At 70.2% G+C, this 26438-nt stretch carries 27 protein-coding genes; 14 read left to right on the top strand and 13 right to left on the bottom strand.

Annotated elements, in window-relative coordinates; translation table 11 throughout:
• Nucleotide 1 precedes the first annotated feature (1 nt).
• On the bottom strand, nucleotides 2-547 hold the full coding sequence (cobU, locus tag ACFQRI_RS22195; RefSeq protein ID WP_380671668.1) for a bifunctional adenosylcobinamide kinase/adenosylcobinamide-phosphate guanylyltransferase: 546 nt from the start codon (nucleotides 545-547) through the stop codon (nucleotides 2-4).
• Between the two features lie 141 nt (nucleotides 548-688).
• A complete protein-coding gene (locus ACFQRI_RS22190) occupies nucleotides 689-1324 on the bottom strand; it encodes a DUF3043 domain-containing protein (protein WP_380671667.1) in 636 nt (211 codons plus the stop codon).
• Between the two features lie 212 nt (nucleotides 1325-1536).
• Here ACFQRI_RS22190 and ACFQRI_RS22185 point away from each other — a divergent pair, with 212 nt between their 5' ends.
• Nucleotides 1537-1902: a HesB/IscA family protein gene (locus ACFQRI_RS22185; RefSeq protein ID WP_380671666.1), complete on the top strand. Its 366-nt coding sequence runs from the start codon at nucleotides 1537-1539 to the stop codon at nucleotides 1900-1902.
• Between the two features lie 59 nt (nucleotides 1903-1961).
• Here ACFQRI_RS22185 and ACFQRI_RS22180 read toward each other — a convergent pair whose 3' ends face one another.
• A complete protein-coding gene (locus ACFQRI_RS22180) occupies nucleotides 1962-2174 on the bottom strand; it encodes an RNA-binding S4 domain-containing protein (RefSeq protein WP_380671665.1) in 213 nt (70 codons plus the stop codon).
• A gap of 149 nt (nucleotides 2175-2323) precedes the next feature.
• Here ACFQRI_RS22180 and ACFQRI_RS22175 point away from each other — a divergent pair, with 149 nt between their 5' ends.
• From ACFQRI_RS22175 to ACFQRI_RS22165, 3 genes are all read left to right on the top strand, one after another.
• Nucleotides 2324-3256: a carbohydrate kinase family protein gene (locus ACFQRI_RS22175; RefSeq protein WP_380671700.1), complete on the top strand. Its 933-nt coding sequence runs from the start codon at nucleotides 2324-2326 to the stop codon at nucleotides 3254-3256.
• 120 nt (nucleotides 3257-3376) lie between these two features.
• Nucleotides 3377-4843: an alpha-amylase gene (locus ACFQRI_RS22170; protein WP_380671664.1), complete on the top strand. Its 1467-nt coding sequence runs from the start codon at nucleotides 3377-3379 to the stop codon at nucleotides 4841-4843.
• Nucleotides 4844-4994: 151 nt separating this feature from the next.
• The gene (locus ACFQRI_RS22165) at nucleotides 4995-6155 is read left to right on the top strand and encodes a YncE family protein (protein ID WP_380671663.1); all 1161 of its coding nucleotides are present in this window, start codon (nucleotides 4995-4997) and stop codon (nucleotides 6153-6155) included.
• Between the two features lie 96 nt (nucleotides 6156-6251).
• Here ACFQRI_RS22165 and mmuM read toward each other — a convergent pair whose 3' ends face one another.
• The 4 genes from mmuM to ACFQRI_RS22145 all read right to left on the bottom strand — a co-directional run bounded on the left by mmuM (nucleotide 6252) and on the right by ACFQRI_RS22145 (nucleotide 10357).
• Complete coding sequence (gene mmuM, locus ACFQRI_RS22160) at nucleotides 6252-7124, bottom strand: homocysteine S-methyltransferase (RefSeq protein ID WP_380671662.1); 873 nt, start codon at nucleotides 7122-7124, stop codon at nucleotides 6252-6254.
• A gap of 164 nt (nucleotides 7125-7288) precedes the next feature.
• Nucleotides 7289-8197: a sugar ABC transporter permease gene (locus ACFQRI_RS22155; protein ID WP_380671661.1), complete on the bottom strand. Its 909-nt coding sequence runs from the start codon at nucleotides 8195-8197 to the stop codon at nucleotides 7289-7291.
• The gene (locus ACFQRI_RS22150) at nucleotides 8198-9115 is read right to left on the bottom strand and encodes a carbohydrate ABC transporter permease (protein WP_380671660.1); all 918 of its coding nucleotides are present in this window, start codon (nucleotides 9113-9115) and stop codon (nucleotides 8198-8200) included.
• A 6-nt stretch (nucleotides 9116-9121) separates the two neighbouring features.
• Nucleotides 9122-10357 (bottom strand): extracellular solute-binding protein, encoded by a 1236-nt coding sequence (locus ACFQRI_RS22145; RefSeq protein WP_380671659.1) that lies wholly within the window; start codon nucleotides 10355-10357, stop codon nucleotides 9122-9124.
• A gap of 189 nt (nucleotides 10358-10546) precedes the next feature.
• Here ACFQRI_RS22145 and ACFQRI_RS22140 point away from each other — a divergent pair, with 189 nt between their 5' ends.
• Nucleotides 10547-11569, top strand: a complete 1023-nt coding sequence (locus ACFQRI_RS22140) for a LacI family DNA-binding transcriptional regulator (protein WP_380671658.1) — start codon at nucleotides 10547-10549, stop codon at nucleotides 11567-11569.
• A 13-nt stretch (nucleotides 11570-11582) separates the two neighbouring features.
• Nucleotides 11583-13139: a glycoside hydrolase family 13 protein gene (locus ACFQRI_RS22135; protein WP_380671657.1), complete on the top strand. Its 1557-nt coding sequence runs from the start codon at nucleotides 11583-11585 to the stop codon at nucleotides 13137-13139.
• A gap of 14 nt (nucleotides 13140-13153) precedes the next feature.
• Here ACFQRI_RS22135 and ACFQRI_RS22130 read toward each other — a convergent pair whose 3' ends face one another.
• Together ACFQRI_RS22130 and asnB are read right to left on the bottom strand one after the other, a co-directional pair.
• On the bottom strand, nucleotides 13154-13315 hold the full coding sequence (locus ACFQRI_RS22130) for a hypothetical protein (protein ID WP_380671656.1): 162 nt from the start codon (nucleotides 13313-13315) through the stop codon (nucleotides 13154-13156).
• Between the two features lie 165 nt (nucleotides 13316-13480).
• Nucleotides 13481-15409: an asparagine synthase (glutamine-hydrolyzing) gene (gene asnB, locus ACFQRI_RS22125; protein ID WP_380671655.1), complete on the bottom strand. Its 1929-nt coding sequence runs from the start codon at nucleotides 15407-15409 to the stop codon at nucleotides 13481-13483.
• Between the two features lie 234 nt (nucleotides 15410-15643).
• Here asnB and ctaC point away from each other — a divergent pair, with 234 nt between their 5' ends.
• From ctaC to ACFQRI_RS22110, 3 genes are all read left to right on the top strand, one after another.
• Complete coding sequence (ctaC, locus tag ACFQRI_RS22120; protein WP_380671654.1) at nucleotides 15644-16585, top strand: aa3-type cytochrome oxidase subunit II; 942 nt, start codon at nucleotides 15644-15646, stop codon at nucleotides 16583-16585.
• 42 nt (nucleotides 16586-16627) lie between these two features.
• Nucleotides 16628-17026 (top strand): cytochrome c oxidase subunit 4, encoded by a 399-nt coding sequence (locus tag ACFQRI_RS22115; protein WP_380671653.1) that lies wholly within the window; start codon nucleotides 16628-16630, stop codon nucleotides 17024-17026.
• 143 nt (nucleotides 17027-17169) lie between these two features.
• On the top strand, nucleotides 17170-17451 hold the full coding sequence (locus ACFQRI_RS22110) for an Lrp/AsnC family transcriptional regulator (RefSeq protein ID WP_380671652.1): 282 nt from the start codon (nucleotides 17170-17172) through the stop codon (nucleotides 17449-17451).
• 83 nt (nucleotides 17452-17534) lie between these two features.
• Here the strand turns inward: ACFQRI_RS22110 and trpD are convergent, their stop codons facing one another.
• From trpD to ACFQRI_RS22095, 3 genes are all read right to left on the bottom strand, one after another.
• Nucleotides 17535-18569 (bottom strand): anthranilate phosphoribosyltransferase, encoded by a 1035-nt coding sequence (gene trpD / locus ACFQRI_RS22105; RefSeq protein WP_380671651.1) that lies wholly within the window; start codon nucleotides 18567-18569, stop codon nucleotides 17535-17537.
• 122 nt (nucleotides 18570-18691) lie between these two features.
• Nucleotides 18692-19090, bottom strand: coding sequence for a hypothetical protein (locus tag ACFQRI_RS22100; protein WP_380671650.1), 399 nt, complete (start codon nucleotides 19088-19090; stop codon nucleotides 18692-18694).
• A gap of 119 nt (nucleotides 19091-19209) precedes the next feature.
• On the bottom strand, nucleotides 19210-19584 hold the full coding sequence (locus ACFQRI_RS22095) for a hypothetical protein (protein ID WP_380671649.1): 375 nt from the start codon (nucleotides 19582-19584) through the stop codon (nucleotides 19210-19212).
• Between the two features lie 148 nt (nucleotides 19585-19732).
• Here ACFQRI_RS22095 and ctaE point away from each other — a divergent pair, with 148 nt between their 5' ends.
• From ctaE to ACFQRI_RS22070, 5 genes are all read left to right on the top strand, one after another.
• Nucleotides 19733-20344, top strand: a complete 612-nt coding sequence (gene ctaE / locus ACFQRI_RS22090; RefSeq protein ID WP_380671648.1) for an aa3-type cytochrome oxidase subunit III — start codon at nucleotides 19733-19735, stop codon at nucleotides 20342-20344.
• A gap of 88 nt (nucleotides 20345-20432) precedes the next feature.
• Nucleotides 20433-21239: a cytochrome bc1 complex diheme cytochrome c subunit gene (qcrC, locus tag ACFQRI_RS22085; protein ID WP_380671647.1), complete on the top strand. Its 807-nt coding sequence runs from the start codon at nucleotides 20433-20435 to the stop codon at nucleotides 21237-21239.
• Nucleotides 21236-22366 carry a cytochrome bc1 complex Rieske iron-sulfur subunit gene (gene qcrA, locus ACFQRI_RS22080; RefSeq protein ID WP_380671646.1) on the top strand — a complete coding sequence of 377 codons (1131 nt, stop codon included), beginning with the start codon at nucleotides 21236-21238 and terminating at the stop codon, nucleotides 22364-22366. Before qcrC ends, qcrA begins: the two co-directional genes overlap by 4 nt.
• Nucleotides 22363-23991, top strand: a complete 1629-nt coding sequence (qcrB, locus tag ACFQRI_RS22075; RefSeq protein WP_380671645.1) for a cytochrome bc1 complex cytochrome b subunit — start codon at nucleotides 22363-22365, stop codon at nucleotides 23989-23991. The genes qcrA and qcrB overlap by 4 nt, the downstream gene beginning before the upstream one ends.
• 96 nt (nucleotides 23992-24087) lie before the next feature.
• Complete coding sequence (locus tag ACFQRI_RS22070; protein WP_380671644.1) at nucleotides 24088-24513, top strand: PPOX class F420-dependent oxidoreductase; 426 nt, start codon at nucleotides 24088-24090, stop codon at nucleotides 24511-24513.
• 140 nt (nucleotides 24514-24653) lie between these two features.
• Here ACFQRI_RS22070 and ACFQRI_RS22065 read toward each other — a convergent pair whose 3' ends face one another.
• Nucleotides 24654-26369, bottom strand: coding sequence for a DEDD exonuclease domain-containing protein (locus ACFQRI_RS22065; protein WP_380671699.1), 1716 nt, complete (start codon nucleotides 26367-26369; stop codon nucleotides 24654-24656).
• Between the last annotated feature and the right edge of the window lie 69 nt (nucleotides 26370-26438).

Genomic DNA, 26438 nt, shown 5'->3' with positions numbered 1-26438 from the left:
CTCACCGCAGGCGGAGCGGGCACCCCGCCACCAGCAGCAGGACCTCGTCGCAGACGTCCGCCAACCGGGCGTTGAGCGAGCCGAGCTCGTCTCGGAACAGCCTTCCAGACCGCGTCGAGGGCACGACGCCGAGGCCGACCTCCGCGGACACCAGCACCAACCGCCCAGCGCACCCGGCAGCGGCCGCGACCAGGCGCTCGCGCTCCGCGGCGACCACCTCCAGCGCCGCCGGGTCGCGCTCCCAGGCGCCGGCGTCGTCGAGCACCCCGGTCAACCAGGTGGCGAGGTCGTCGACGAGCACCTCGGCCCCGGCCGGAGCCTCGCGCAGCGCCTCGCGCAGGGACTCGGCGTCCGGCGCCTCCACGGTCGTCCACGAGTCCGGCCGCCGAGCCACGTGCTCGGCGATCCGCGCGTCCCACTCGCCGTCCCCGGCGATCCGCCGCGCGGTGGCCACGTAGGTCACCGCCGAATCCGCGCCGACCAACCCCTCGGCGTGCGCGGACTTCCCGGAGCGAGCCCCGCCGAGCACCAACGACCGCATCCCCACCTCCAAAGACCCCGACGACCGTATCGAGCCCCACCACGCGGACGGGCGGAGCCTCACCGCGCGCCTGAACCTCGCAGTTCGGCCTGGAACTGCATGCCTCGAAGCATGCAGTTCCAGGCCGAACTGCGAGGTGTCGCGGGGTCAGCCGATCTTGGCGATGTCCTTGGGGGTGTAGCGGGGGCGCGGGACGCGGAGCTTGCGGATCTGCATGGCTCGGGTGAACGCGTACCAGCCCAGTGCCAGCGGGCGGTCCTTGTGGTCCGGGTACTTCGCGCGGACCTGGCGGTTGATGTAGCGGCCCAGCAGGCTGCCCTCGATCACCATCATGATCAGCAGCACCAGGCAGAACAGGGTCGCGTACTGCTGCACGACCAGGTTCTGCGCCAGCGTGGCGGCGAACACGATCAGCACCAGCGGCATGAACAGGCCCATCAGGTGCCTGCGGGTGTCGACCAGGTCGCGGACGTAGGCGCGCACCGGGCCCTTGTCCCGCGGCATCAGATAGCGGTCGTCGCCCTGCATCATGCGCTCGCGGCGCTCGGCGGCGGCCTTGCGGCGCTCCTCCTTGTTGCCGCGGGAGCGCTTGATGGCCTCGCGCTGGGTCTTCGGCGGAGGCGGGACCGGTCCGCGGCGCTTGCCCTCGGCCTCCCGCCGCTTGGGCGTGGGTCGCCCCTTCTTCGGGGTGTGACCCTGCGCCTGCTCCTCCTCGGACTGAGCGGTCTCGTTCTCGGCGTCGTCCGCGGCGGGCTGCTCGGTGTTGCGGCGAAGGAACCTCACCCCTCCAGGTTATTCGACGCTGCTCGGGCGCTCGCAGGAGACCGCCCGAAACGGATGGCGCAGGACACGTCACACCAGTTCGCGGCGTGTCTGTGCCACCATGTGGGGAGGAGACATCAATGCGTCCCCGGGTTCGCCCGTGGGAATAGCCCGGCTCCGGGTGTGGTTCCACCTCACGCCGGATTCGGATGAGCGAGACCGAGGGAGTGTCCATGACCGCCCCGAACACCACGACCGAGACCGAGGCGCCCGCCCACGGTGTCACGTTGACCGACTCGGCTGCCCAGAAGGCCAAGGCCCTGCTCGAGCAGGAGGGCCGCGACGACATGCACCTGCGCATCGCCGTGCAGCCCGGTGGCTGCGCCGGCCTGCGCTACCAGCTGTTCTTCGACGAGCGCTCGCTCGACGGCGACGCGCGTCGCGACTTCGAGGGCCTGGGCGTGGTCGTCGACCGGATGAGCGCCCCGTACCTGCAGGGCGCGGTGATCGACTTCGTCGACTCGATCGAGAAGCAGGGCTTCACCATCGACAACCCCAACGCCGGCGGTTCCTGCGCCTGCGGCGACTCGTTCCACTGACGGTCGCTCCCTGATTCGGCGGAAGGCCGGTGCCCGCTCGGGCACCGGCCTTCTGGCGTTCAGCGGGCCACCACCCGCACCTCCTCCTCGTCGAGCGCGATCCGGTCGCCGTCCACGAGCTGCTTGCCGCGGCGCGTCTCGACCGCGCCGTTGACCGTCACCAGGCCCTCCTCCAGCACTTCCTTGGCCTCGGTGCCGTCCTCGACCAGCCCGGACAGCTTGAGCAGCTGGCCGAGCCGGATCATCTCGTCGGAGATCTCCACATCGCGCATGCCTCCGATTGTCCCGCGGAGCCGCCCGCGCGAGCGCGCGGCCGAGCCCGCTGTGGCGTTAGGCTCACCTCGGAAGATCACACCTGGTAGTGTTCTGGAGGCGTTCCGTGTCCGTGGTAGTTACCGGCAGCATCGCCACCGACCACCTGATGCACTTCCCGGGGCGCTTCGCCGAGCAGCTCGTGTCCGACAACCTGCAGCAGGTCTCGCTGAGCTTCCTGGTCGACGACCTGGTGGTGCGGCGCGGCGGCGCGGCCGCCAACATCGCCTTCGCGCTCGGGGTGCTCGGCCGCGATCCGGTCCTGGTGGGCGCGGTCGGGGAGGACTTCGCCGACTACCGCTCCTGGTTGGAGCGCAACGGGGTGGACTGCGGCGGGGTGCACGTCTCCGAGTTCGCGCACACCGCGCGCTTCGTGTGCACCACCGATCAGGACTTCAACCAGATCGCCTCGTTCTACGCGGGCGCGATGGCCGAGGCCCGCAACATCGAGCTGGCGCCGGTCGTGCGGGCCCGCTCGGCCGACCTGGTGCTGATCAGCCCGAACGACCCGAAGGCCATGCTGCGGCACGCCGACGAGTGCCGGCAGCTGGGCTTCCGCTGGGCCAGCGACCCCTCGCAGCAGCTCGCCCGGCTCGACGGCGATCAGGTGCGGCGAGTCGTCGAGGGGGCCGACTACCTGTTCACCAACTCCTACGAGTGGGGCCTGCTGCTGCATAAGACCGGGTGGAGCGAGGGCGAGGTGCTGGAGCGCGTCGGCACCCGCGTGACCACCCTCGGCGCCGACGGGGCCGAGGTCGTCGAGCGGGGTGGCGCGCGGCTGCGCGTGCCCGCGGTGCCCGAGCTCGGCAAGGCCGACCCGACCGGGGTCGGCGACGGGTTCCGGGCGGGGTTCCTGGCCGGGGTCGAGGCGGGGCTGTCGCTGGAGCGCTCGGCGCAGCTGGGCTCGCTGATCGCGGTGCACGTCCTGGAGGTCACCGGCACCCAGGAGTGGACGCTGCACCCCGAGCGCTGCCGCAAGCGCCTGGCCGGGATCTACGGCGAGCGGGCGGCGACCGAGCTCGCAACCGTTCTGCCGCGCTGATTTGCAAATTATTGCAACGATAATGCCTGGTGAGCTGCTAGTTCGAAAGTGGGATTGACTTAACTCGCGCAAGAAAATGTTATCGAAGGCGCTTGCTTCCGACGACGTGAGGAGAGCGCCATGCGATTACCCGTGCTCGCGCTGGCGGCGGTCGTGGTCGGCACCCCTCTGGTGCCGACCGCCTTCGCCCAGCACCGCGCGCCCGAGCCCGCGGCCCGGCCTGCCGCGGCGCCGGTGAGCGGGCCGATCATCCAGATGTTCCAGTGGCCCTGGGATTCGGTCGCCCGCGAGTGCACCGACTTCCTCGGGCCCGCGGGCTTCGGCGCGGTGCAGGTCTCGCCGCCGCAGGAGCACGTGGTGCTCGGCGACGCCGGGCATCCCTGGTACCAGGACTACCAACCGGTCAGCTACCAGCTGGAGAGCCGCCGCGGGAACCGCGAGCAGTTCGCCAACATGGTCGAGACCTGCAGGGGCGCCGGCGTGGAGGTCTACGTCGACGCGGTGATCAACCACATGTCCGGTTCCGGTTCGCAGAACGGCGGTCCGGGCAGCGGCGGAACGAACTACGAGAAGTACGACTACCCGGGCACCTACGCCGACCAGGACTTCCACGATTGCCGCCGGGACATCTCGGACTACGGGAACAAGTGGGAGGTCCGCAACTGCGAGCTGGTCGGGCTCGCCGACCTCAAGACCGAGAGCGACCACGTCCGCAGCACCGAGATCGCCTACCTCAACGACCTCGTCGCCATGGGCGTGTCGGGCTTCCGGGTGGACGGTTCCAAGCACATGCCACCGGAGGACATCGGCGCGATATTCGGGGCGCTGGACGCCGTTCCGGGAACCGGGCAGAAGCCCTACGTCTTCCAGGAGGTCATCGCCGACGGCACGACCACCGCCGGTGAGTACACCGGCAACGGCGATGTTACCGAGTTCGCCTACCACGGGCGGGTTTCGGAGGCGTTCAAGAGCGGTTCGCTGGCCGGGCTCTCGGGCCTGGCGGACTCGATGCCGCTGCCCGGCGAGCAGGCCGTGGTGTTCATCGACAACCACGACACCCAGCGCAGCGAGCCGACGCTGACCCACGAGGACGGTGCCGCCTACGACCTGGGCGTCGCCTTCGAGCTCGCCCACCCGTACGGCACGCCGAAGCTGATCTCCAGCTTCGCCTTCGACAACGCCGACGCGGGTCCGCCTGCCGAGTCCGACGGCGCCACCAAGCCCGCGAACTGCGACGACGCGGCGTGGGTCTGCGAGCAGCGGCGCCCGATCATCGCGGGCATGGTCGGCTTCCACAACGCGGTCGCCGGTGCCGGGCTCACCGACTGGTGGGACAACGGCGGTGGGCAGATCGCCTTCGGCCGGGAGGACGAGGGCTACGTGGCGTTCAACCGCGAGGGCGGGGAGATGTCGCGCAGCTTCCAGACCTCGCTGCCCGCCGGGACCTACTGCGACGTGATGTCCGGCGAGGTCTCCGAGGGCGGTTGCACCGGCAGGGCCGTCGAGGTCGGCGAGAACGGCTGGTTCGACGCGACCGTGCCCGCCAACTCCGGCATCGCGCTGCACGCCGGAGCGAAGCTCGGCTGATCGAGTGCCCGGCCGTCGGCTGTTCGGGTGCGATGTCGTCCAGCCGCGCGGCCGGGCACATCCGAATTGTTCTCACATTCGTTGGTGGGGTTGTTCCGCTTGGGCAGGAAGGGCGATTCGGATGCGAATGGGTTTATCGCGAGCGTGCGCGATGTCGGCAGCGGCGCTGGTGGCGCTCGCCGCGCTGCCGACCTCGGCGGCCGCCGAGCAGCGCCGGGACGTGATGTTCGTGGGCAACAACTGGGACGGCACCGTCGACCTGATCGACGCGCGGAGCTTCGAGAAGTACCAGCGGATCGACGTGGTGCCCGATCTGGAGCGGCGCAAGCGCGAGATGACACCGGACGAGCGCGCCGCGATGCTGGTGATCCGGGAAACCGCCGGTGAGGGGAACGATCAGCTGGTCGACGACGTGTGGGTCTCGCCGGCCGGGCGCACCCTCTACGTCTCGCGGCCCAGCCTCGGCGACGTGGCGGCCTTCGACCTGGGCACCGGCGAGCAGGTGTGGCGCACCGAGGTGGCCGGGTTCCGCTCGGACCACATGTCGCTGTCCCCGGACGGCTCGGAGCTCGCGGTCTCGGCGACCACGGCGAACGCGGTCCAGCTGCTCGACACCGCCGACGGCTCGGTGACCGGGGAGTTCCCGACCGGCGACTTCCCGCACGAGAACCGGTACTCGCCGGACGGCAAGACCCTCTACAACGCCACGATCGGACGGGTGATCGCGCCGGACGACCCGGCCCTCGACCCGCTCAAGGGCAAGCGGCAGCTGACCATCGTGGACACCGCCACCGACGAGGTCCGCGAGGTCATCGACTTCGACGCGGGGATCCGGCCGTTCCTGGTCACGCCGGACGGGCGCACGATGTACGCGCAGCTGTCGTTCCACCACGGCTTCATCGAGTACGACCTGGCCGAGAAGCGCATCACCCGCACCGTGCACCTGCCGCTGTCCGAGGAGGCGGAGGAGATGCGCCGCGACGAGTACCCGCTGGACTCGGCGCACCACGGGCTCGCCGCCAACGCCGAGCGCACCAAGCTCTGCGACGCGGGCACGGTTTCGGACTACGCGGCCATCGTGTCGGTTCCCTCGCTGACCACCGACGCGATCGTCCCGACGGGCGACAAGCCGTACTGGGCGGCCAGCACGCCGGACGGGCAGCACTGCATGCTGTCCAACAGCGGCAGCGACGACATCTCGGTCATCGACTTCGACGGCACCGGCGAGACCGCCCGCATCCCCGTCGGCGACCACCCCCAGCGAATCCGCGGCTTCGCCGTCCCCGAAGGCCTCCTGGACCCCCAGTCCTGACCGCGCACCCGCGCTGCGCGCGCGAAATTCGAGGGTTTTGATCCGGTCGAATTCCCTCGGATTTCGCGCGCGGAGTGTCGGTGGTCGGCCGAGCGGCTAGGTCGTGGTCAACGCGTGGGCGAGGGCGGTGATCTCCTCCGGGGGAACCCGGCAGCAACCGCCGATGATCTTGGCGCCGGCGGTGCGCCACTCGCGGGCCTGGTCGGCGGAGAGGTGGGTGGCGCCGATCCAGGTCCGGTGGTCGGAGTCCCAGGACTCGCCGCTGTTGGGGTAGGCGATCAGCGGTTTCGGCGTGGACCGCCGGGCGATCTCCAGCGCGGGCAGCACCTCGTCCGGCGCCGAGCAGTTCACCCCGACCCAGCCGATCGCGTCCGACTCGGCCAGCGCGAAGGCGTCGACCAGCGACTGGCCGGCGCGCGTCTTGCCGCCGTCGACGGTGTAGGACAGCCAGGCCGGGATGCCGATCTCGGCGACGGCCTCCACCAGGACCTCGGCTTCGCGGACGTCCGGGACCGTCTCCAGCGCCAGCACGTCCGGCCGGGATTCGGCCAGCACCTCCATGCGCGGCAGGTGGAAGTCGCGGAGCTGCTGCTTGCTCAAGCCGTAGTCGCCGCGGTACTCCGAACCGTCGGCGAGCGTCGCGCCGTAGGGGCCGACGGAGGCGGCCACGATGCGCGTCTCACCGCCCTCGATCTCACCGGCCAGCCGCGCCAGCTCCACGCTGCGGCGCAGCAGCCGCTCGGCCTCGGCGCGGCTGATCCCGCGATCGGCGAAGCCGGCGAAGGACGCCTGGTAGCTGGCGGTGGTGGCGATGTCCGCACCCGCGCGGTAGAAGGCCGCGTGCGCCGCGACGATCTCCTCCGGAGCGTCGGCCAGCAACCGCGCGGACCACAGCGCGTCGGCGAGGTCGTGTCCCATCGCCTCCAGCTCGGTGGCCAGCCCGCCGTCGAGGACCAAGGGCCGATTCACTCTGAAAACCGTCACGAGCCCAGCGTAATGCCGAGCTGGCGCGCGCGGCGGACGTCACGCCGGGCAGCCGCCGAGTCCGGTTCGGCCTTTGCCGTCGAGCGGTCTCGGGGAGCTCGCCTCGTGGCGAACTCCCCGAGAGATCCCTCCGAATCCCGCCGCTGCGGTCAGCCCTTCACGCTTCCCGCGGACAGCCCGCTGACCAGGAAGCGCTGCACGGCGTAGAACACCGCCACCGCCGGGATCGCCACCAGCACCGAGGCGGCGGCGAGGTGGCCCCACTCGGCGCGGTTCTGCTGGACGAACACCTGCAGGCCCACCGCCAGCGTCTTCGACTCGTCGGAGGCCGACAGGAACGCCGAGGCGAAGGCGACCTCGCTCCAGGCCACGATGAACGAGTAGAACGCGGTCACGGCCAGGCCCGGCCGAGCCAGCGGCAGCACCAGCCGCCAGAACACGCCGAACGGGCTGAGCCCGTCCACCCGCCCGGCCTCGTCGATGTCGGCCGGGATCCCGTCGAAGTAGCCCTTGAGCATGTAGGTGCAGAACGGGATCGCGGTGCTGCAGTAGACCAGCACCAGACCGAGCGCGCTGCCCTGCAGACCCATGTTGAGCAGGATGTTGTACAGCGGCACGATCAGCACCGCGAACGGGAACATCTGCACCACCAGGAACGACAGCAGCAGCCAGTGCCTGCCGGGGAACCGGAAGCGGCTCAGCGCGTAGGCCGTGGAGGCCGCGAGCAGCACCGCCAGCACGGTGGTCAGCCCCGCGATGAGCACCGAGTTGCCGAACCAGGTCAGGAAGGCTCCCTTCGCCCCGGAGAGCACGTCGCGGTAGTTGTCCAAGCTCGACTCGTCGACCAGCGAGGGCGTGGCCTCGATGGCCTTCGAGTTCGGCTTGAACGACACCACCACGACCCAGAACACCGGGAACACCGCGATCAGCGAGGCCAGCCCGAGCGCACCGTGCAGCCCGATGCTGGCCAGGCGCGAACGCGATCGCCTTGGCGCGGTGCGCACCGGGGTCACCGGTGGCGCGGTCTCCGAGCGCGGCGTCCCCACGTCGAGGCTCAACTACAGCACCTCCCCCTGCCGCGCCATCGCGCGGCGGTAGATCGCGGCGAACACCAGCAGCACCGACAGGATCAGCACGCCGTAGGTCGACGCGATGGCGTAGTCCCTGGTGGCGCCCGAGAAGAAGCGCTCGAAGGCGTAGGTCACCAGGATCCGGGTGTGCGGGTTGTCGCCGGTGATCAGGTAGATGACCGGGAACATGTTGAACGTCCAGATCACGCCGAGCAGCACCACGGTCGACGACACCGGGCGCAGGCCGGGCAGCGTGACGTTGACGAAGCGCTGCCAGGCCGTGGCGCCGTCCATGTCGGCGGCCTCGTAGAGATCGTTCGGGATCGCCTGCAACCCGCCGAGCAGGGCGACCATCATGAACGGCACGCCCAGCCACACGTTGACCACGATCACCGACAGCAGGGCCAGGTTCGACTGGCCCAGCCACACCTGCCCGGGCAGCCCGATCGACTCCAGCAGCCAGTTGACCAGCCCGTAGTTCGAGTTGAGCAGGTAGCGCCAGGCGAACGCGCTGATGAACACCGGCACCGCCCACGGCAGGATCAGCAGCACCCGGTACAGGCCGCGCCCGCGGACCTGCCGGTTGAGCAGCACCGCCAGCCCCAGCCCGATGCCGTAGTGGCACCCCACGCAGGCGAAGGTCCAGATCAGGGTGCGCAGCAGCGTCGCCCAGAACGACCCGTAGGCCGCCGAGCCGGACAGCACGTTGGCGTAGTTCTGCCAGCCGAGGAACTCGTAGGTCGCCTCGCGGTCCAGGACCGGGTTGGCGATGTTGGTGTCGTTGATGTCGGTGAAGGTGAAGTACAGCCCTTGCAGCAGCGGCAGCGCCACCAGCAGCGCGAGCACTGCCAGCACCGGCAGCACCATCGCGCAGGCGAACCAGTGGCGGCCGAGGAAGTTCCGCATCGTCGATCAGCGCTTCGCGTAGTCGGGCAGGACCGAGGTCTGGTAGGTCTTGGCCAGGTCGTCCATCGCGGCCTGGGGCTGCTGGCGGCCGGCGAGGACGTCGGCGTAGGCGGTCTGCAGCGGTTCGAGCAGCTCGTTGTTCTCCGGGATCCACGCGCGGCTGTGCGTCGAGGCGGCCAGCGGCTCGAAGGCCTGCACGATCGGGTTGCCGGCCACGGCCGGGTCCTCGTAGGCCGACTTGCGGGTGGGCAGCAGGCCCAGCTCAGCGGCGATCTTTGCCTGGCTCTGCGCGCTGCTCATGCACCGGACGAACTGCTGGGAGGCCTCGGTGGCGTCGCTGCCCTGCCGGATGACGTAGTCGTGCCCGCCGACCGGTGAGGGGTTGGCCGAGCCCGGAACCGGCGCGATGCCCAGGTCGGCCGGGTCGGAGAACTCCTGGGACTCGGTGTACTCCGGCACCGCCCAGGGGCCGTCGATGACCATCGCGACCTCGCCGTTGGTGAAGGCCGCCTTCATGCTGGTGTAGGAGTTCGGCTGGTCCAGCGCCGTGCGCGCCGCGCCCGCGTCCAGCAGGTCCTTGGCGATGCCGATGCCGCGCACCGATTCCGGCGAGTTGACCTCGATCATCCGGCCTTCGGTGTCGACCAGGTCGCCGCCGTGGGTATAGAGGAACGGCAGCGCGTAGTACTCGTCGTTGTTGATGAACAGCGCGTTCTCGCCGCCGAGCTCCGGTGCGATCCGCTTGACGTCCTCCCAGGTCTTCGGCGGCTGCACGCCGGCCTCGTCGAGCTTGCGCTTGTTGTAGAACAGCGCCAGCGCGTCGGTGACCTGCGGGACGGCGTAGGTCTTGCCCTCGTAGCGGGTGGATTTCAGCGCGTTGGGCAGGAAGTCGGCGGTGTCCTCGGCCAGCGGGGTGCCGGAGAGGTCCTGGATGAGCCCGGCTTCGGCCAGCTGGGCGACCCACCCGACGTCGGCGCGCAGCACGTCCGGTCCCCGCCCGCCCTGCGCGGCCGTCTTGTAGTTGTTCAGCGCCTGGTCGAACGACACGGTTTCGACCTGCACCTGGTAGCCGCCGGACTTCCCGCAGCTGGTCGCGACCTCGCGGAACACCGCGCTCTCGGCGGTTCCGCTGGTGTCCCAGTAGACGACCTGGTTCGCGTTGCCCTCCGCGCCGCCGCAGCCGGCGAGGGTGAGCGCGCAGACCAGGCCGAGGGCGGCGGTGACCGTGGCCTCGGGTCTCATGGCAAGATCTCCTTTGCAAATTTTTGCGAACACCTGGCATAAGATTGCATACCCAACATGTGAGCAAAGTCAAGAATTGCGGGTAAACTTGGGCAGGCGTTCCAGGTTCCAACTATCAGTGATTGCAAAACATTTCGATCGCGTGCAGGATTGTTCGCAACGGAATCGAGCACGAGCGGGAGCAACGACGTGGCGGGTCTGGCCGATATCGCCGAGCGGGCGGGCGTGAGCGTTTCGACGGTGAGCCGAGTGCTCAACCGCAAGGGCGGGATCGCCGAGGAGACCCGGCAGCGGGTGCTCGAAGTGCTCAACCAGATGCCGCACACCGCGCGCGGCGCGGGCGCGCTGCGCCGCACCGGCGTGCTCGGGCTGCTGGTGCCGGAACTGTCCAACCCGATCTTCCCCGCGTTCGCCGAGGCGCTGGAGAGCCGCGCCGCGCAGGCCGGCTACGCCTCGCTGCTGTGCAACACCCGGGCGGCGATGACCGAGAAGGAGTACGTCCGGATGCTGCTGGCCCGCGGGGTGGAGGGGATGATCTTCGTGTCCCCGGAGATCGCCAACCCGGACAACGACGAGCGCCGCAGCCGCAGCTACTACGAGAAGCTCGGCCGCGACGGCGTCCGGATGGTCTTCGTCAACGGCGGGGCGCCGAGCCTCGACGTCCCGGACATCACCGTCGACGAGCACCTCGCCGGGCACACCGCCGCCCGCCACCTCCTGGACCTGGGGCACCGGCGGATCGGCTTCGTCAGCGGCCCGGCGCGGGCGCTGCCGTCCCGGCTCAAGCAGGCGGGGTGGGCCGCGGCGCTGGAGGAGGCCGGCGTCGAGCCCTCGACCGACCTGGTAGCCCACGGCGGGTTCTCCGCCGACGGCGGCGCCGAGGCGATGGCGCGACTGCTCGAAGGGCCGCGACCGACCGCGGTGCTGTGCTCCTCGGACGTGATGGCGCTGGGCGCGATGGGCGAGGCCAAGCGGCGCGGGTTGAGCACCCCGGAGGACGTCTCGGTGGTCGGCTTCGACGACATCCCGATGGCCGCCCACTGCCAGCCCGCGCTGACCACGCTGGCCCAGCCGATCCGGGACATGGCCGCCGCGGCCGTCGACGAGCTGCTGCGCCAGCTCGACCCGGACACCGCCGAGCGCGGTTCCACCAGCTTCAGCCGGATGTTCCGGCCCAACCTGATCGTCCGCGAGTCGACCCGAGAGATCTGAGGGGTAGGAGACTATGTCCTGGTGGCGTGAGGCCGTCGTCTACCAGATCTACGTGCGCAGCTTCGCCGACGGCGACGGGGACGGGGTCGGCGACCTGGCCGGTGTCCGGCGGCGGCTGCCGCACCTCGTCGACCTCGGGGTCGACGCGATCTGGCTGACCCCGTTCTACCCGTCGCCGATGGCCGACGGCGGCTACGACGTGTCCGACTACTGCGACGTGGACCCGCTGTTCGGCGAGCTCGCCGACTTCGACGCGCTGCTGGAGCAGGCGCACGCCGCGGGGCTGCGGGTGCTGGCCGACATCGTGCCCAACCACACCTCCGACGCGCACCCGTGGTTCGCCGAGGCGCTGGCCGCCGCGCCGGGGGAGGTGGCCAGGGACCGCTACCTGTTCCGCGACGGGCGCGGCGCGAGCGGTGAGCTCCCACCCAACGACTGGGAATCGGTCTTCGGCGGCCCCGCCTGGACCCGGTTGCCCGACGGGCAGTGGTACCTGCACCTGTTCTCCCCGGAGCAGCCCGACCTGAACTGGCGCAACCCGCAGGTGCGGGCGGAGTTCCAGAAGGTGCTGGAGTTCTGGCTGGACCGCGGCGTGGACGGCTTCCGCATCGACGTCGCGCACGGCATGATCAAGCACCCCGATCTGCCCGACACCGGGCTCGACGAGCAGATCTCGCTGCTGGGCAAGGGCGATCTGCCCTACTTCGACCAGGACGAGGTGCACGAGATCTACCGCGACTGGCGGCGGCTGCTCGACTCCTACTCGGGCGGGCGCATCGGTGTCGCCGAGGCGTGGGCGTCGACCAGCGAGCGGTTGGCCCGCTACGTCCGGCCCGACGAGCTGCACCAGGCGTTCAACTTCGCGCTGCTGGAAGCGCCCTGGTCGGCCGCGGAGTTCGGCTCGGTGGTCGCCGAGTCGTTGGCTACCACCGCGCAGGTCGGCGCGACCACCACGTGGGTGCTGGGCAACCACGACGTGCGCCGCCCGGTCACCCGCTACGGCGGCGGCGAGATCGGGCACGCGCGCGCTCGGGCGGCGGCCCTGCTCAGCTTCGCCCTGCCCGGCTCGGTCTACGTCTACCAGGGCGAGGAGCTGGGCCTGCCCGAGGTGCTCGACCTGCCGGACGAGGCCCGCCAGGACCCGATCTGGCACCGCTCCGGCGGCGCCGACCTCGGCCGCGACGGCTGCCGGGTGCCGATGCCCTGGTCGGGCGGTGAACCGCCGTACGGCTTCAGCGCGGGCCCCGGCTGGCTCCCGGCGCCGCGGGAGTGGGCCGGGATGACCGTCGCGGCCCAGTCCGGCAGCGCGGGATCGGTCCTGTCGACCTACCGGGAGGCGCTGGCCCTCCGCCGCGAGCACCCCGCGCTGGGCGACGGCGAGCTGTCCTGGCTGCCCGCACCGGAGGGCGTGCTCGCCTTCAGCAGGGAACCCGGGTTCACCTGCGCCACCAACTTCGGCGACGCCCCGGTGTCGCTGGACCTGCCCGGCGAGCTGCTGGCGCGCAGCGACGGCGCGGGGGAGTGGACCGGGGAGCTGCCGCCGAGCACGACGGTCTGGCTCGGGGCCTGACCGCTCGCCCCGCGTCAGGGCCGCCGCGGGACCTTCGGGCCCTCCGTGGCGGCGTGCTCGAGTTCGAGGAGCTCGCGGACCGCCTGGTCGCGCTCGCGGGCCAGGCGGTCCGCGTCGCGCGGTTCCGGCTGCTCGGTCGTCGGCTGCCCGCGCAGGGCTTCCCGGTTCGGGGGCACGGCGCCTCCATTCGTGGCGGGGAGATGTCGCGGGCATGATCCACCGCCGCGCGCCGGCGCGCCAGCACGGCCCGCTCGATGTCCCCCGACCGGGAGGACGCTTCTCTCATCGGAAGTCCCCGAGCGCCGAGCGCTCGGGGACTTCCGATGAAGAGGCCGGGGCCTTCAGAGGCGGACCGGGTAGTGCGGTTCCGGGACCTCCGGGGACAGCCGGCCCTCGATGAAGATCGCGTGCCAGAGCATGAACGCCAGCAGCGCCCACAGCCTGCGGCTGTGGTCCAGCACGCCGGAGCGGTGCTCCTCCAGCAGCTGCAGGATCGCCGACCGGTTCAGCAGGTGATCGGTCTGCGACTGCTGGATGATGTTGCGCGCCCAGTCGTGCATCTCGTCCCGCAGCCAGTGCCGGATCGGGACCGGGAAGCCCAGCTTGCGCCGGTTGAGCACGTGCGCGGGCACCACCTGGGACAGCGCCTGGCGCAGCGCGTACTTGGTCGTCTCGCTGGTGACCTTCTGCTCCAGCGGGATCGTGCTGGCCACCCGGAAGACCTCGTTGTCGAGGAACGGCACCCGCAGCTCCAGCGAGTTGGCCATGGTGACCTTGTCCGCCTTGGTCAGGATGTCGCCGCGCAGCCAGGTGAACAGGTCCACGTGCTGCATCCGGGTGACCGGGTCCCAGCCCTGCGACTGGCGGTACGGGCCCGAGGTGATGTCCTTGTGCGACACGCCCGGGTCGAAGCTGCGCATGATCCCGCGCAGCTGGTCGTCCCGGAAGATGCGCGCGTTGCCGTAGTAGCGCTCCTCGAGGTCCAGCGAGCCGCGGCGCAGCAGGTCCTTGCCGCGCACCCCCTCGGGGATGTGCGAGGAGACCTTGCCCATCGCCTTGCGCAGCGCGCCGGGGACCTTCTCGAACGGCGCCAGCGACAGCGGCTCGCGGTAGATCGAGTACCCGCCGAACAGCTCGTCGGCGCCCTCGCCGGAGAGCACGACCTTGACGTGCTGGCGGGCCTCCCGGGCGATGAACCACAGCGGCACCAGCGCCGGGTCGGCCACCGGGTCGTCGAGGTACCAGATGATCAGCGGCAGCGACTCCATCATCTCCTCGGCGGAGACGGTGCGCACCACGTGCTTGACCCCGATCGCGGCGGCCGACTCGGCGGCCACGTCGACCTCCGAGTAGCCCTGCCGCTCGAAACCGGTGGTGAAGGTGACCAGGTTCGGGTTGTGCTCCTTGGCCAGCGCCGCGATCGCGGTGGAGTCGATGCCGCCGGACAGGAACGAGCCGACCGTCACGTCGGCGCGCATGTGCTTGGCCACCGAGTCGCGCATCACGTCGACGATCTCGTCGTGCAGCCGCTTGGCGTCGGCCTCGGTGTTGGTGGGCCGGGAGCGGAAGTTCGGCTGGAAGTACCGCTCGGTGACCAGCTGGCCGCCCGGGGAGACGGTGAACGACGTGCCCGACTCGATGCGGCGGATCTGGCGGTGCAGCGTCTCGGGCTCGGGCACGTACTGCAGCACCAGGTAGTGCTGCATGGCCTTGTGGTCGAGCTCCTCGTTGATCCGCAGCGTGCTGGCCAGGCTCAGCAGGCTCTTCTTCTCGCTGGCGAACGCCGCGCCGCCGGGCCCCACCGCGTAGAACAGCGGCTTGATGCCGAACGGGTCGCGCGCGCCGAAGACGACCTTGCGCTCGTTGTCCCAGATCAGGAACGCGAACATGCCGCGCAGCCTGCCGACCATCGAGGTGCCCAAGTAGTGGTACGCGGCGACGATCACCTCGGTGTCGCCGTCGGTGCCGAACCGGGCCCCGAACTGCTCGATGAGCTCGGCGCGCAGCTCCAGGTAGTTGTAGATCTCGCCGTTGAACGCGATCGTGTAGCGCCGCGGGTTCTCCGGAGGCCCCCAGGTCAGCGGCTGGTGGGAGTGCTCGAGGTCGATGATCGACAGGCGGTTGAAGCCGAACACGGCCTCGCCGCCCTGCCAGGTGTCGCTCTCGTCCGGTCCCCGGTGCCGCTGGCACGGCAGCGCGTTGGCCACGGCGTTGACCGCGTTACCGGCGTTCTCTTCGGTGGGACATACGAGTCCAAGCAGGCCGCACACGCGTCTGGTGCACCTCTCCGAGTCGAGGGGAAAAGGCTGGGTTCCAGTATGCAGACACCGCGCCGAGGCGCTGCACGCGCGGGGTGTGCGTCACGATCTCCGCCCCCGGAGCAGTATCGCGGCTACACCTGGGCTAGGCTGCTGCGCAGGATTCCGGCGGCGGGTCCGCGGTCGGCTTGACCGTGCGACCTCCGAGCCGCTTCGGTGAAGTTTTGCACGAGGAGGCGTCGCGCAGTGGGCCTGAAGGAGGGGACCCGAGTGCCACGGCTGGTCAAGGTCGCTGGTCTGATCGGCCTGGTTGGTGTCGCGGCCACTGGCTGCTCGACCGACGAGGTCCTGCGGTTCGGATGGCCGAAGGGAATCACCCCGCAGGCCGATGCGATGCGCAACCTGTGGACCTGGTCGGTCATCGCGGCACTCGCGGTCGGTGTGATCGTGTGGGCGCTGATCTTCTGGTCGGTCGCGTTCCACCGCAAGAAGAAGAACGACGACGAGCTGCCGCGGCAGTTCCAGTACAACTTGCCGCTGGAGCTGCTCTACACGGCGATCCCGTTCGTGATGGTCGTGGTGCTGTTCTTCTTCACCGCGACCACGCAGAACAAGGTGCTGGCCACCCCGGCCAACCCGGACGAGAAGGTCAACGTCGTCGCGTTCCAGTGGAACTGGGAGTTCAACTACCCCGGTTACCAGACCCCGGACGGCCAGCCGGTGCGCACCGTCGGCAGCAGCAGCGAGATCCCGCTGCTGGTCATCCCGGTGGGCGAGCGCGTCGAGTACGACATCCGCTCCACGGACGTGATCCACTCGTTCTTCGTGCCCGCCTGGCACTTCAAGCGGGACACGTTCCCGAACCCGGAGAAGAACGACCAGAACACGAAGTTCCAGAACACGGTCGAGAAGGAAGGCTCCTTCGTGGGCCGCTGCGCCGAGCTCTGCGGCACCTACCACTCGATGATGAACTTCGAGGTCCGCGCGCTGTCGAAGGACAAGTTCGACCGCTACATGCAGCTGCGCACGCAGGTCAACCCGGAGACCCAGCGGCCCTACACCGCCGCCGAGGCGCTCGCGGAGATGAACTGCGGTGAGCTGTGCACGCCGCACGCGGTGACCGGTGTCCCGTTCAACACCGACCGCACCGGTGGTCAGCCCTCCGGTCTGGGCGTCAGCAACAACTAGGGGTGCCCTCGACGGGGCGTACGGCGTGAGAGCGAGGACTCCATGAAGGTCGAATCCAGGATCTTCAACATCATCACCGTTTTCTTCTTCCTGTCCGCGGTCGTGTACGGCGTCTGGGCCAAGGAACCGGTCGGCACCGTCGCGCTGATCCTGGTCGGCGGCCTCTCGCTGATCATCGGCAGCTACTTCTCCTTCGTGGCTCGCCGGATCGAGGAGCGGCCGGAGGACAACCCGGACGCGGAGATCAGCGATGGTGCCGGTGAGCTCGGCTTCTTCAGCCCGGGCAGCTACTGGCCCGTCGGGTTGGCCTTCTCCGCGGCATTCGCCGGCACCGCGCTGGCCTTCTTCCACGTGTGGATGATCGTGCTGGCGGTGGGCTTCGTGCTGATCATGGTCGCCGGCCTCGTGTTCGAGTACCACACCGGCCGGTCCGAGCACTGAGCTGAGCGGTCCAAGGCGGCCCCCCGGATTCGTCCGGGGGGCCGCTTCGCGTCCGCGGGCCCTCCCGGTTCGCCGGGTGAGTGCGCCCGACCGACCCCGTCTAGGATCTTGGTACCGGAATTGAGCAGCAGGAGGTTCTTCCCGTGATCACCGCGATCGTGCTGATCCAGACCGCCGCCGACCGCCTCGCCGAGGCGGCCCAGGAGATCGCCGACCTCGACGGCGTGAACGAGGTGTACTCCTGCGCGGGCGACGTCGACCTGATCGCGATGCTGCGCGTGTCCAAGCACGAGGACCTAGCCGACATCGTCCCCGGGCAGATCAACAAGGTCGAGGGCGTCCTGGACACCGACACCCACATCGCATTCCGCTCCTACTCCCGCAAGGACACCGAAGCCGCGTTCTCCATCGGCCTCGAGGACTGACGGCTCGGCGGTAGGGAGCGTCCTTCTTTCATCAGAAGTCCCCGCTCGCGCGTCGCGGGCGGGGACTTCTGATGAAAAAGCCGTCAGCGCAGCCGGGTGGAGACCGTCGCCCACCGCTCCAGGAGGCGGGCTGCCGCGCCTGAGTCGATCGCTACCGCCACCCGCTCCAGTCCCGCGCGGAACTGGGCGGCCAGGTCGGTTCCGGGCCCGTCGTAGGCGACGCAGGCGCCCGCGGCGTTGGCCAGGACGGCGTCCCGGACCGGGCCCCGGACACCGGCCAGGAGGTCGTGGACGGCCTTGGCGTTGACCGTCGCGTCGCCGCCGGCGAGGTCCTCGGCCCGCGCGCGGGCGATCCCGAAGTCCTGCGGGTCCAGCTGCTCCTGCCGGACCACCCCGTCGTTGACGGCCCACACGGTGCTCGGCGCCGTGGTGGTGATCTCGTCCATCCCGTCGTCACCGCGCACGATCAGCGCGGTGTTGCCGCGGGCGGCGAACACCTCGGCGACCACCGGCGCCATCCGGCGGTCGGCGCAACCGATCAGGCCGGCGGCCGGGCGGGCCGGGTTGGTCAGCGGCCCGAGCACGTTGAACGCGGTCGGGATGCCGATCTCCCGGCGCGGCCCGCCCGCGTGCCGGAACGCCGGGTGGAACACCGGGGCGAAGCAGAAGCCGATGCCGACCTCGTCCACGCACGCGCGCACGCCCTCCGGCGGCAGGTCGATGGCCACGCCGAGCTCTTCCAGCACGTCGGCCGTGCCGCACTTCGACGAGGCCGCTCGGTTGCCGTGCTTGACCACGGTGATGCCGGAGGCGGCCAGCACGATCGAGGCCATGGTCGAGATGTTCACGCTGCCGCTGCGGTCACCGCCGGTCCCGACGATGTCCACCGCGCGCTGCGCGATGTCGAGGGTCTGGGCGTGCGCGAGCATCGCGTCGGCCATGCCGCGCACCTCGGAGGGCGTCTCGCCCTTGGCCCGCAGCGCCACCGCGAAGCCGGCCACCTGGGCCGGGGTCGCCTCGCCCGCCATGATCAGGTCCATGGCCCAGGCGGTGTCCTCCGCGGAGAGATCCGTACCCGCGACCAGGCTGCCCAGCAGCTCCGCCCAACTTCCCGCCATGGTTCCCACGATCTACTCCAAGGTTGTGGGTCTGCAAAACATGGCGGTGCGCCCGAGGGGCGCACCGCCGAGGGCTCGTCCGGCCAGACCCGGGTGCGGCGGACGAGGTTCGCGCGACCCGGTCAGGCCGGGACGCGGGTGCGCAGCACCTCGGCGACGGTCTCGGCGGCCGCCAGCGGGTCGAGCGGGTGCACCAGCACCGCGTCCGCCTGCGACCAGGTGGCCAGCCATCGGTCGTCCTTGCGGCGCACCGCGACGACCACCGGCGGGCAGTCGTCGATCTCGTTCTTGAGCTGGCGGGACACGCCCATGCCGCCGGTGGGCTGCGCCTCGCCGTCGAGGATGAGCAGGTCCTGGCGGCCCGCGTCGACCTCGCTGAGCACGTCGGCCACCGTGCCTGCTTCGGTGTAGGTGATCCGGTCGAGATCCGGGGCCGGGCGCCGTCCGACGGCGTTGATGATCGCCTCCCGGACCTCGGGGCGGTGGCTGAACACGAGAACGTGCGTGGTCGAAGTGCTCATCAACTGGCTCCTCGGCATCTCGCGGGAAACCCGCACCCGGTCGGCGCAGCACGGGGCGTAACAGACCCGAATGCTAGCGCTCCGACCGGCCCGGGCAGTAGCGCCCCGGCCCGAATTGATCAGTTCGGTGCGGGTTGCAGCGCGTCCCAGCCGACCGCGCGGCCGCCGTGGCGTTGGGCCAGCGAGGCCATCCGGGAGCTCTCCTGTGAGCAATGCAACGCGTCGAGCTTCTGCACCCTGACCGCCACGAAGCCGGCCAAATCGGGCCGATCGTCCGCGCCGGGGCCCTCCGCGGGTCGGAGCTCCCAGCCGTCCTGGGCGAGCAGGGCCCGGGCGGTGTTGATCGCATCACTCGGGAGGCTCAAGTGGTGGCGCAGCACGGCGGGCTCCTCGGGGCGCCAGCCGCTGGACCGCTCCAGAACCGCCGATGCCGCCTCGGCGTCGTCGCAGGACTCCACGACCACGACGAGGTCGGGGTCATCAGCGCTGATCACGGGTTCGCCGGACGTCCGGCGTCCGATTCCGAGCGACGCCAGAACAGTCCGAACAGTTTTCACGTTCCGTCACCTCCAGGTTGCGATCCGATCACCCAGGGGTGGCGTTGGGTACCCGAGGGCGCGAGCGGAAAAGCCGCAAGACATAATGCGTCGCGTGACAACGGCAGCGCCCTCAATCAGTCAACGCGTGCACTCGCTGAACCGGCCCAACATGGTCAGCGTGGGCACCATCGTTTGGTTGGCCAGCGAGCTGATGTTCTTCGCTGGGCTCTTCGCCATGTTCTTCACGGTGAAGGCGCAGAACGAGGGCGAGTGGCCTCCACCGCCCACTCACCTGAACCTCCCGTACGCCCTCCCGTTCACGGTCATCCTGGTGGCGTCCTCGTTCACCTGCCAGTGGGGCGTGTTCGCCGCGGAGAAGGGTGACGTCTTCGGCCTGCGCCGGTGGTACGTGATCACCCTGATCATGGGCACCATCTTCGTGATCGGGCAGGCCGGTGAGTACTACCAGTTGATCACCGAGCACGCGACCACGATCGCGTCGTCGGCCTACGGGACGGTCTTCTACATGACGACCGGCTTCCACGGGTTGCACGTGGTCGGCGGACTGGTCGCCTTCGTCTTCCTGATCATCCGGACGAAACTCAGCAAGTTCACGCCCGCTCAGGCCATCGCAGCGATCGTCGTGTCGTACTACTGGCACTTCGTCGACATCGTGTGGATCGGCCTGTTCGCCGTGATCTACCTGGTCCCGTGACGACAGGGGGGCTTCGAGCCTCAGAAGAACGGCTGCTCGGTCAGCCGAGACCGAACACCCGAACCGGACAGCAAGGGTTGCCGCACTCATGACCACCACTAAGAAACGGAACCGCGCGGGCTCGAAGCTCAAGCGGCGGATCTCCGGTGTACTGGCGCTGGGCATCGCGCTGGTGGGTGCCGGTGGGCTGTACACCGTCGTGACTCCCGAGCCGCAGACCGCGCACGCCGCGGCGGACCCGGCTCTGGTGAGGCAGGGTGAGCAGCTCTACAACAACGCCTGCATCACCTGCCACGGCTCCAACCTGCAGGGCGTGCAGGACCGCGGACCGAGCCTCGTGGGCGTGGGCGAGGCCGCCGTGCACTTCCAGGTCTCCACCGGCCGGATGCCGATGGTCCGCCAGGAGGCGCAGGCGCAGCGCAAGCCCCCGAAGTTCAACCCGGAGGAGATCGACGCGCTGGCCGCCTACGTGCAGACGCACGGCGGCGGGCCGAAGTCGCCGGAGGAGAAGGGCGAGGCCCTGCAGGGCGGAGACCCGGCGCGCGGCGGCGAGCTCTACCGCTTGAACTGCTCCTCCTGCCACAATTTCACTGGTCGTGGTATCGCGATGTCCTCCGGCAAGTTCGCGCCGAACCTGCACGAGGCCAGCGAGCAGGACATCTACGAGGCGATGCTCACCGGCCCGCAGAACATGCCGAAGTTCTCGGACCGGCAGCTCACCCCGGAGGAGAAGAAGGACATCATCGCCTACGTCAAGTCGGTGTCCAACGGGAACAACAACCCGGGCGGCAACGACCTCGGCGGCTACGGGCCGGGGCCTGAGACAGTGGTGGTATGGGTCATCGGGCTCGGCTCGCTGATCGGCCTCACCCTGTGGATCGGAGCCAGGGCATGAGTGAGCAGGAAGTGAAGAAGGACTACACCGAGGCCGAGCTGGCCGAGATGAGCCGCGACGAGAAGATGCGGCTCGGCCTGGCGCTCGACGACGTCGAACTCGACGAGTACCACGACAACTGGCCGGTCAAGGGCACCCGCGCCGAGCGCCGCGCCGAGCGGACGGTGGCCGCGTGGTTCGCCCTCGCCGGCCTGTCCGCGCTGGCGTTCATCGTGGTGTTCATCTGGTGGCCGTGGGAGTACCAGCCGCCGTCGGAGCCGACCGCGCACTTCATCTACTCGATGTACAACCCGCTGATCGGGTTCTTCCTCGGCCTGTCGATCCTGGCCGTGGGCATCGGCGTGGTGCAGTACCAGAAGAAGTTCATCCCGCACGAGGTCGCGATCCAGCAGCGGCACGACGGCCACGCCTCCAGCGAGGTGGACCGGCAGACCACCGCGGCGATCCTGGCCGACGCCGGTGAGCGCAGCGGCATCGCGCGCCGCTCGATGATCAAGCGCACCGCCGGGTTCGGCGTGGGGGCCTTCGGCCTCGGCGCCGGCGTGTTCGCGCTCGGCGGCCTGGTGCGCAGCCCCTGGTCCGAGGAGGGCCAGGCCTCGCTGCTGCACACCGGCTGGATGAAGGAAGACGGCGAGAAGACCTACCTGCGCCGCGACACCGGCAACCCGCACGACGTCTCCCTGGTCCGCCCGGAGGACATCGACGCGGGCGGCTTCGAGACGGTCTTCCCGTTCCGGGAGTCCATGCGCCACGACGAGGAGGAGCTCATCTCCTCGATGCGCAAGGGCGACGCCCCGGTCATGCTGATCCGGCTGCGCCCCGGCTCCACGCCGATCCGGCGCGAGGGGCAGGAGGACTTCAACTACGGCGACTACTACGCCTACTCGAAGATCTGCACCCACCTGGGCTGCCCGACTTCCCTGTTCGAGCAGCAGACTGGTCGCCTGCTCTGCCCGTGCCACCAGTCGCAGTTCGACGTCGTCAACACCTATGCCAAGCCGGTGTTCGGCCCGGCCACGCGGGCGCTGCCCCAGCTGCCGATTACGGTCGACGAGGACGGCTACTTCGTGGCGAAGCACGACTTCATCGAGCCCGTCGGGCCGGCGTACTGGGAGCGTAAGTCATGAGTTCGATCACCACGCCCACGAAGGGGGAGAGCAAGCTGTACAGCCGCGCCGCGGAGGCGGCCGATGAGCTGGACAGCCGCTACCGCATGGCCCCCGGGATGCGGCGGCAGCTGAACAAGGTCTTCCCGACGCACTGGTCGTTCCTGCTCGGTGAGATCGCGCTCTACACGTTCATCCTGCTGCTGATCACGGGCACCTACCTGGCGTTCTTCTTCGACCCGTCGATGGCGGAGGTCGAGTACCAGGGCGCGTTCACCAACCTGCGCGGCGTGGAGATGTCGCGGGCGTTCGAGAGCGCGCTGAACATCTCGTTCGAGGTCCGCGGCGGCCTGTTCGCCCGCCAGCTGCACCACTGGGCGGCGCTGCTGTTCATGGCGGCGATCGTGGCGCACATGCTGCGCATCTTCTTCACCGGTGCGTTCCGCCGCCCGCGCGAGACGAACTGGATGATCGGCGTCACGCTGTTCATCCTCGGCATGTTCGAGGGCTTCACCGGCTACTCCCTGCCGGACGACCTGCTGTCCGGCACCGGTGTCCGCATCGCTTCGGGCATCGCGATGTCGATCCCGGTGGTCGGCACCTGGATCCACTGGATCCTGTTCGGCTCCGAGTTCCCCGGCACCGACCTGATCCCGCGGTTCTACCTGTTCCACGTGTTCCTGCTGCCGGGTCTGATCCTGGGCCTGGTCGCGGCGCACCTGGCGCTGGTCTGGTACCAGAAGCACACCCAGTTCCCGGGCGTGAAGCGCACCGAGAACAACGTGGTCGGCGTGCGGATCATGCCGGTGTTCGCGGTCAAGGCCGGCGGCTTCTTCGCCCTGGTCACCGGTGTCTGCGCGATCATGGCCGGGGTCTTCCAGATCAACCCGATCTGGAACCTGGGCCCGTACATCGCCTCGCAGATCTCGGCCGCCTCGCAGCCGGACTGGTACATGATCTGGACGGACGGCTCGTCGCGCCTGTGGCCGGCCTGGGAGGTCTACCTCGGGCCGTTCACGATCCCGGCGGTGTTCTTCCCGACCGTCCTGTTCATGGGCATGATCTTCACGGTCGCGATCTTCTACCCGGCCATCGAGCGCAAGCTCAGCGGCGATGACGCGCACCACAACCTGCTGCAGCGGCCCCGGGACAACCCGGTACGCACCTCGCTGGGTGCGATGGCGCTGACGTTCTTCATGATCCTGATGATCTCGGGCGTCAACGACATCATCGCGTTCGAGTTCAACATCTCGCTGAACGCGATGACCTGGGCCGGCCGCATCGGCCTGCTGGTGCTGCCGCCGATCGCCTACTACTTCACCTACCGGCTCTGCCTGGGTCTGCAGCGCAGCGACCGCGAGGTGCTGGAGCACGGCGTGGAGACCGGCATCATCAAGCGCCTGCCGCACGGTGAGTTCATCGAGGTCCACCAGCCGCTCGGCCCGGTGGACGACCACGGCCACCCGGAGCCGCTGCCCTACCAGGGCGCTCCGGTGCCGAAGAAGATGAACCAGCTGGGCGCGGCCGGCAAGCCGGTCGAGGGCAGCTTGCTCAAGCCCGACCCGCAGGAGGAGACCGAGGCGCTCGAGCGCGCCCGCCACGAGGCGGAGCACGAGGAGCTGACCTCCGGCAGGCCCGCGGAGTAAGGCGACACCGCAGCGCGGCCCGGCACCCGAGCGGGGTGCCGGGCCGCGCTGCTCTTCCGGCGTGCGAGCGGCGTGGATCTCGGTAGCGTCGCGCGCATGACCTCACTCACCGATCAGCGGGTCCGGGAGTTCCTGTCCTACGGCACCCGCACCGGCTTGCTGGGTTTCACGGCATCGGACGGCCGCCCGCTGGTGGCGCCGGTGTGGTTCGTCGTCGAGGGTGATCAGCTGGTGTTCAACACCGGCAAGGACACGGCCAAGGGCCGGTCGGTCCTGCGCGATCCGCGCGTCGCGCTGTGCGTGGACCTGCCGGAGCCGCCCTTCGCCTTCGTCCAGGTCCAAGCGCGCGCGGAGGTCTCCGAGGACCCCGACGAGCTGATCCGCACCGCCACCACCATCGCCGCCCGCTACATGGGCCGGGACCGCGCGGAGGAGTTCGGCCGCCGCAACGGCGTCCCGGGCGAACTGGTCGTCCGCCTGACCCCCACGAAGATCAACGCGGTTTTCGACATGACCGCCTGACCTCCGACACACCGACCTCCCACCCACGATCGAGGGGCTCTCCGAAAACCCTCGAAATCCACCCCCCGAATTGCCTCCTTTTCCGCACCCCGAATGGGAGGTGATTCGGGGGACGGATTGGGAGGTGATTCGGGAGGAGGTCAGTCGGTGGGGTAGGGGGTTCTGCCGTTGGTGGCCCTGGTGAGCCAGGCGTGCCAGGTGGCCGCCGCGCGGGCGGGCTCGCCCCAGGGGTTCGCGGTGCGGACCAGGCGGGTGCCGCCGGTGGTGAGCCAGCGGTAGATGACCCGGGTCTCGTCGGCCGGGGCGCCGCGGAGCGGACCGGCGCCCGGGACGACCGTCTCGGCGGACATCTGGAGCACGTCGACCACCGGCATCGGGCGGACACCGCGCTTGGCTCCGCCCGCCGCTGCGAGCCTGCCGTGGCGGATCACCGCCAGGTGCCAGCCGCCGCGGCCGTCCGGGCGGGCGGCGACGAGCTCCGGGACGGCCGCCAGCGCGGCCAGCCGCTGCCCGCGCTCCAGCGAGCGCACCAGGCCCGCCAGCCGGTCGCGCTGCGCCGCCGCGTCCTCGAAGCGCTGTGCCTCGGACAGCCGCTGCAGCTCGTCCTCCAGCCGGGCGAGCAGGTCGTCCCGGTGCCCGCGGATCACGTCGCGCACCGCGACGACCTCGGGCTGGTACTCCTCGGCGGTCTGCAACCCCGCGCAGGGCGCTCCGCAGCGCCCCAGCTCGTGCAGCGCGCACGGCCTGCCGCTGGGCCGCTTCGCCGGGATGCGCTCGGTGCAGCGGCGCACCAGGCTCCCCGCCTGCAACGCCTCCATCGCGGTCACCGCGGCCCGCCGGGACCCGAAGGGGCCCAGCGCGTCCTCGCGCGGCGTGCGCACCACCGACAGCCGCGGGAAGGCCTCGTCGGTGAGCACCACCCACCAGGCGCGCTGCGGGAACTTCGAGCGCCGGTTGTAGCGCGGTTGGTGCGCCGACAGCAGCCGCAGCTCGCGTACCTCCGCCTCCAGCGGGTGGGCGCACGCCACGTGGTCCACCCGCTCGGCGATGGCCACCATCTCCTTGACCCGCGCTCGCCGCTCGCCGGCGGTGAAGTACTGCCGCACCCGCCGCCGCAGGTCGCTCGCGGTGCCCACGTAGAGGACCTCGTCGTTGGGGCCCCGGAACAGGTACACGCCCGCGGCGTTGGGCAGCGCGTCGGCCAGGCCCCGCTTGCGGCGCTGCTGCGGGCTGACGTCGGGGAGGTGGCCGAGCAGGTCTTCGAGGGTGCGCACTCCGAGCGGGCCGACCCGCTCCAGCAGCGCGTGCAGCACGTCGACGGTGGCGCGGGCGTCGTCGAGGGCGCGGTGCACCGGCTCGGTGCGCGCGCCCAGCACGCGCGCGAGGGTGCCCAGCTTGTGGTTCGGGGTCTCGTCGCGGGTGAGCACCCGCCGGGCGAGCCGGACGGTGTCGAGGACCTTGGGCTTCGGCCAGTCCAGCCCGAGCCGCTCGCAGCCGGCGCGCAGGAAGCCGATGTCGAAGGGCGCGTTGTGCGCGACCAGCACCGCGCCCCGGCAGAACTCCAGGAACGCCGGCAGCACGGAGTCCAGCCGCGGCGCGTCGTGCACCATCGCCTGGGTGATCCCGGTGATCGAGACGACGGCGGGCGGGATGTCGCGCTCCGGGTCGACGAGCGTGCCGAACTCGCCGAGGACCTCGCCGCCGCGGACCTTCACCGCGCCGATCTCGGTGATCGCGTCGCCCGCGCGATCACCACCGGTGGTCTCCAGGTCCACCACGACGAAGGTCACCTCGTGCAGCGGGATCTCTTCGCTGGTGACGATCTCGTCGAAGGTCAGCTGGGCGTGCGCGGACATCATCGGCACGCTACGTCCTCCCACCGACACGGCCGCCGGATGACCGGACCGGCGAGGTCGGGCCTTAGC

Source organism: Saccharopolyspora griseoalba (assembly GCF_042665275.1).
GTDB classification, from domain to species: domain Bacteria; phylum Actinomycetota; class Actinomycetes; order Mycobacteriales; family Pseudonocardiaceae; genus Saccharopolyspora; species Saccharopolyspora griseoalba.
The sequence above is the reverse complement of the archived record's forward strand: the minus strand, read 5'-3'. Positions and strand labels throughout refer to the sequence as shown.

Excerpts from the sequence above, each read along its gene's own strand:
- ACFQRI_RS22070 (WP_380671644.1), top strand. The coding sequence starts at position 24,088 with ATGACCTCACTCACCGATCAGCGGGTCCGGGAGTTCCTGTCCTACGGC.
- qcrC (WP_380671647.1), top strand. The coding sequence starts at position 20,433 with ATGACCACCACTAAGAAACGGAACCGCGCGGGCTCGAAGCTCAAGCGG.
- ACFQRI_RS22165 (WP_380671663.1), top strand. The coding sequence starts at position 4,995 with ATGTCGGCAGCGGCGCTGGTGGCGCTCGCCGCGCTGCCGACCTCGGCG.
- ACFQRI_RS22115 (WP_380671653.1), top strand. The coding sequence starts at position 16,628 with ATGAAGGTCGAATCCAGGATCTTCAACATCATCACCGTTTTCTTCTTC.
- ACFQRI_RS22065 (WP_380671699.1), bottom strand. The coding sequence starts at position 26,369 with ATGTCCGCGCACGCCCAGCTGACCTTCGACGAGATCGTCACCAGCGAA.
- ACFQRI_RS22175 (WP_380671700.1), top strand. The coding sequence starts at position 2,324 with ATGCACTTCCCGGGGCGCTTCGCCGAGCAGCTCGTGTCCGACAACCTG.
- qcrA (WP_380671646.1), top strand. The coding sequence starts at position 21,236 with ATGAGTGAGCAGGAAGTGAAGAAGGACTACACCGAGGCCGAGCTGGCC.
- ACFQRI_RS22170 (WP_380671664.1), top strand. The coding sequence starts at position 3,377 with ATGCGATTACCCGTGCTCGCGCTGGCGGCGGTCGTGGTCGGCACCCCT.
- ACFQRI_RS22100 (WP_380671650.1), bottom strand. The coding sequence starts at position 19,090 with ATGAGCACTTCGACCACGCACGTTCTCGTGTTCAGCCACCGCCCCGAG.
- ACFQRI_RS22150 (WP_380671660.1), bottom strand. The coding sequence starts at position 9,115 with ATGCGGAACTTCCTCGGCCGCCACTGGTTCGCCTGCGCGATGGTGCTG.
- qcrB (WP_380671645.1), top strand. The coding sequence starts at position 22,363 with ATGAGTTCGATCACCACGCCCACGAAGGGGGAGAGCAAGCTGTACAGC.
- trpD (WP_380671651.1), bottom strand. The coding sequence starts at position 18,569 with ATGGCGGGAAGTTGGGCGGAGCTGCTGGGCAGCCTGGTCGCGGGTACG.
- ACFQRI_RS22185 (WP_380671666.1), top strand. The coding sequence starts at position 1,537 with ATGACCGCCCCGAACACCACGACCGAGACCGAGGCGCCCGCCCACGGT.
- ctaE (WP_380671648.1), top strand. The coding sequence starts at position 19,733 with ATGCGTCGCGTGACAACGGCAGCGCCCTCAATCAGTCAACGCGTGCAC.
- ACFQRI_RS22135 (WP_380671657.1), top strand. The coding sequence starts at position 11,583 with ATGTCCTGGTGGCGTGAGGCCGTCGTCTACCAGATCTACGTGCGCAGC.
- ACFQRI_RS22145 (WP_380671659.1), bottom strand. The coding sequence starts at position 10,357 with ATGAGACCCGAGGCCACGGTCACCGCCGCCCTCGGCCTGGTCTGCGCG.
- ACFQRI_RS22180 (WP_380671665.1), bottom strand. The coding sequence starts at position 2,174 with ATGCGCGATGTGGAGATCTCCGACGAGATGATCCGGCTCGGCCAGCTG.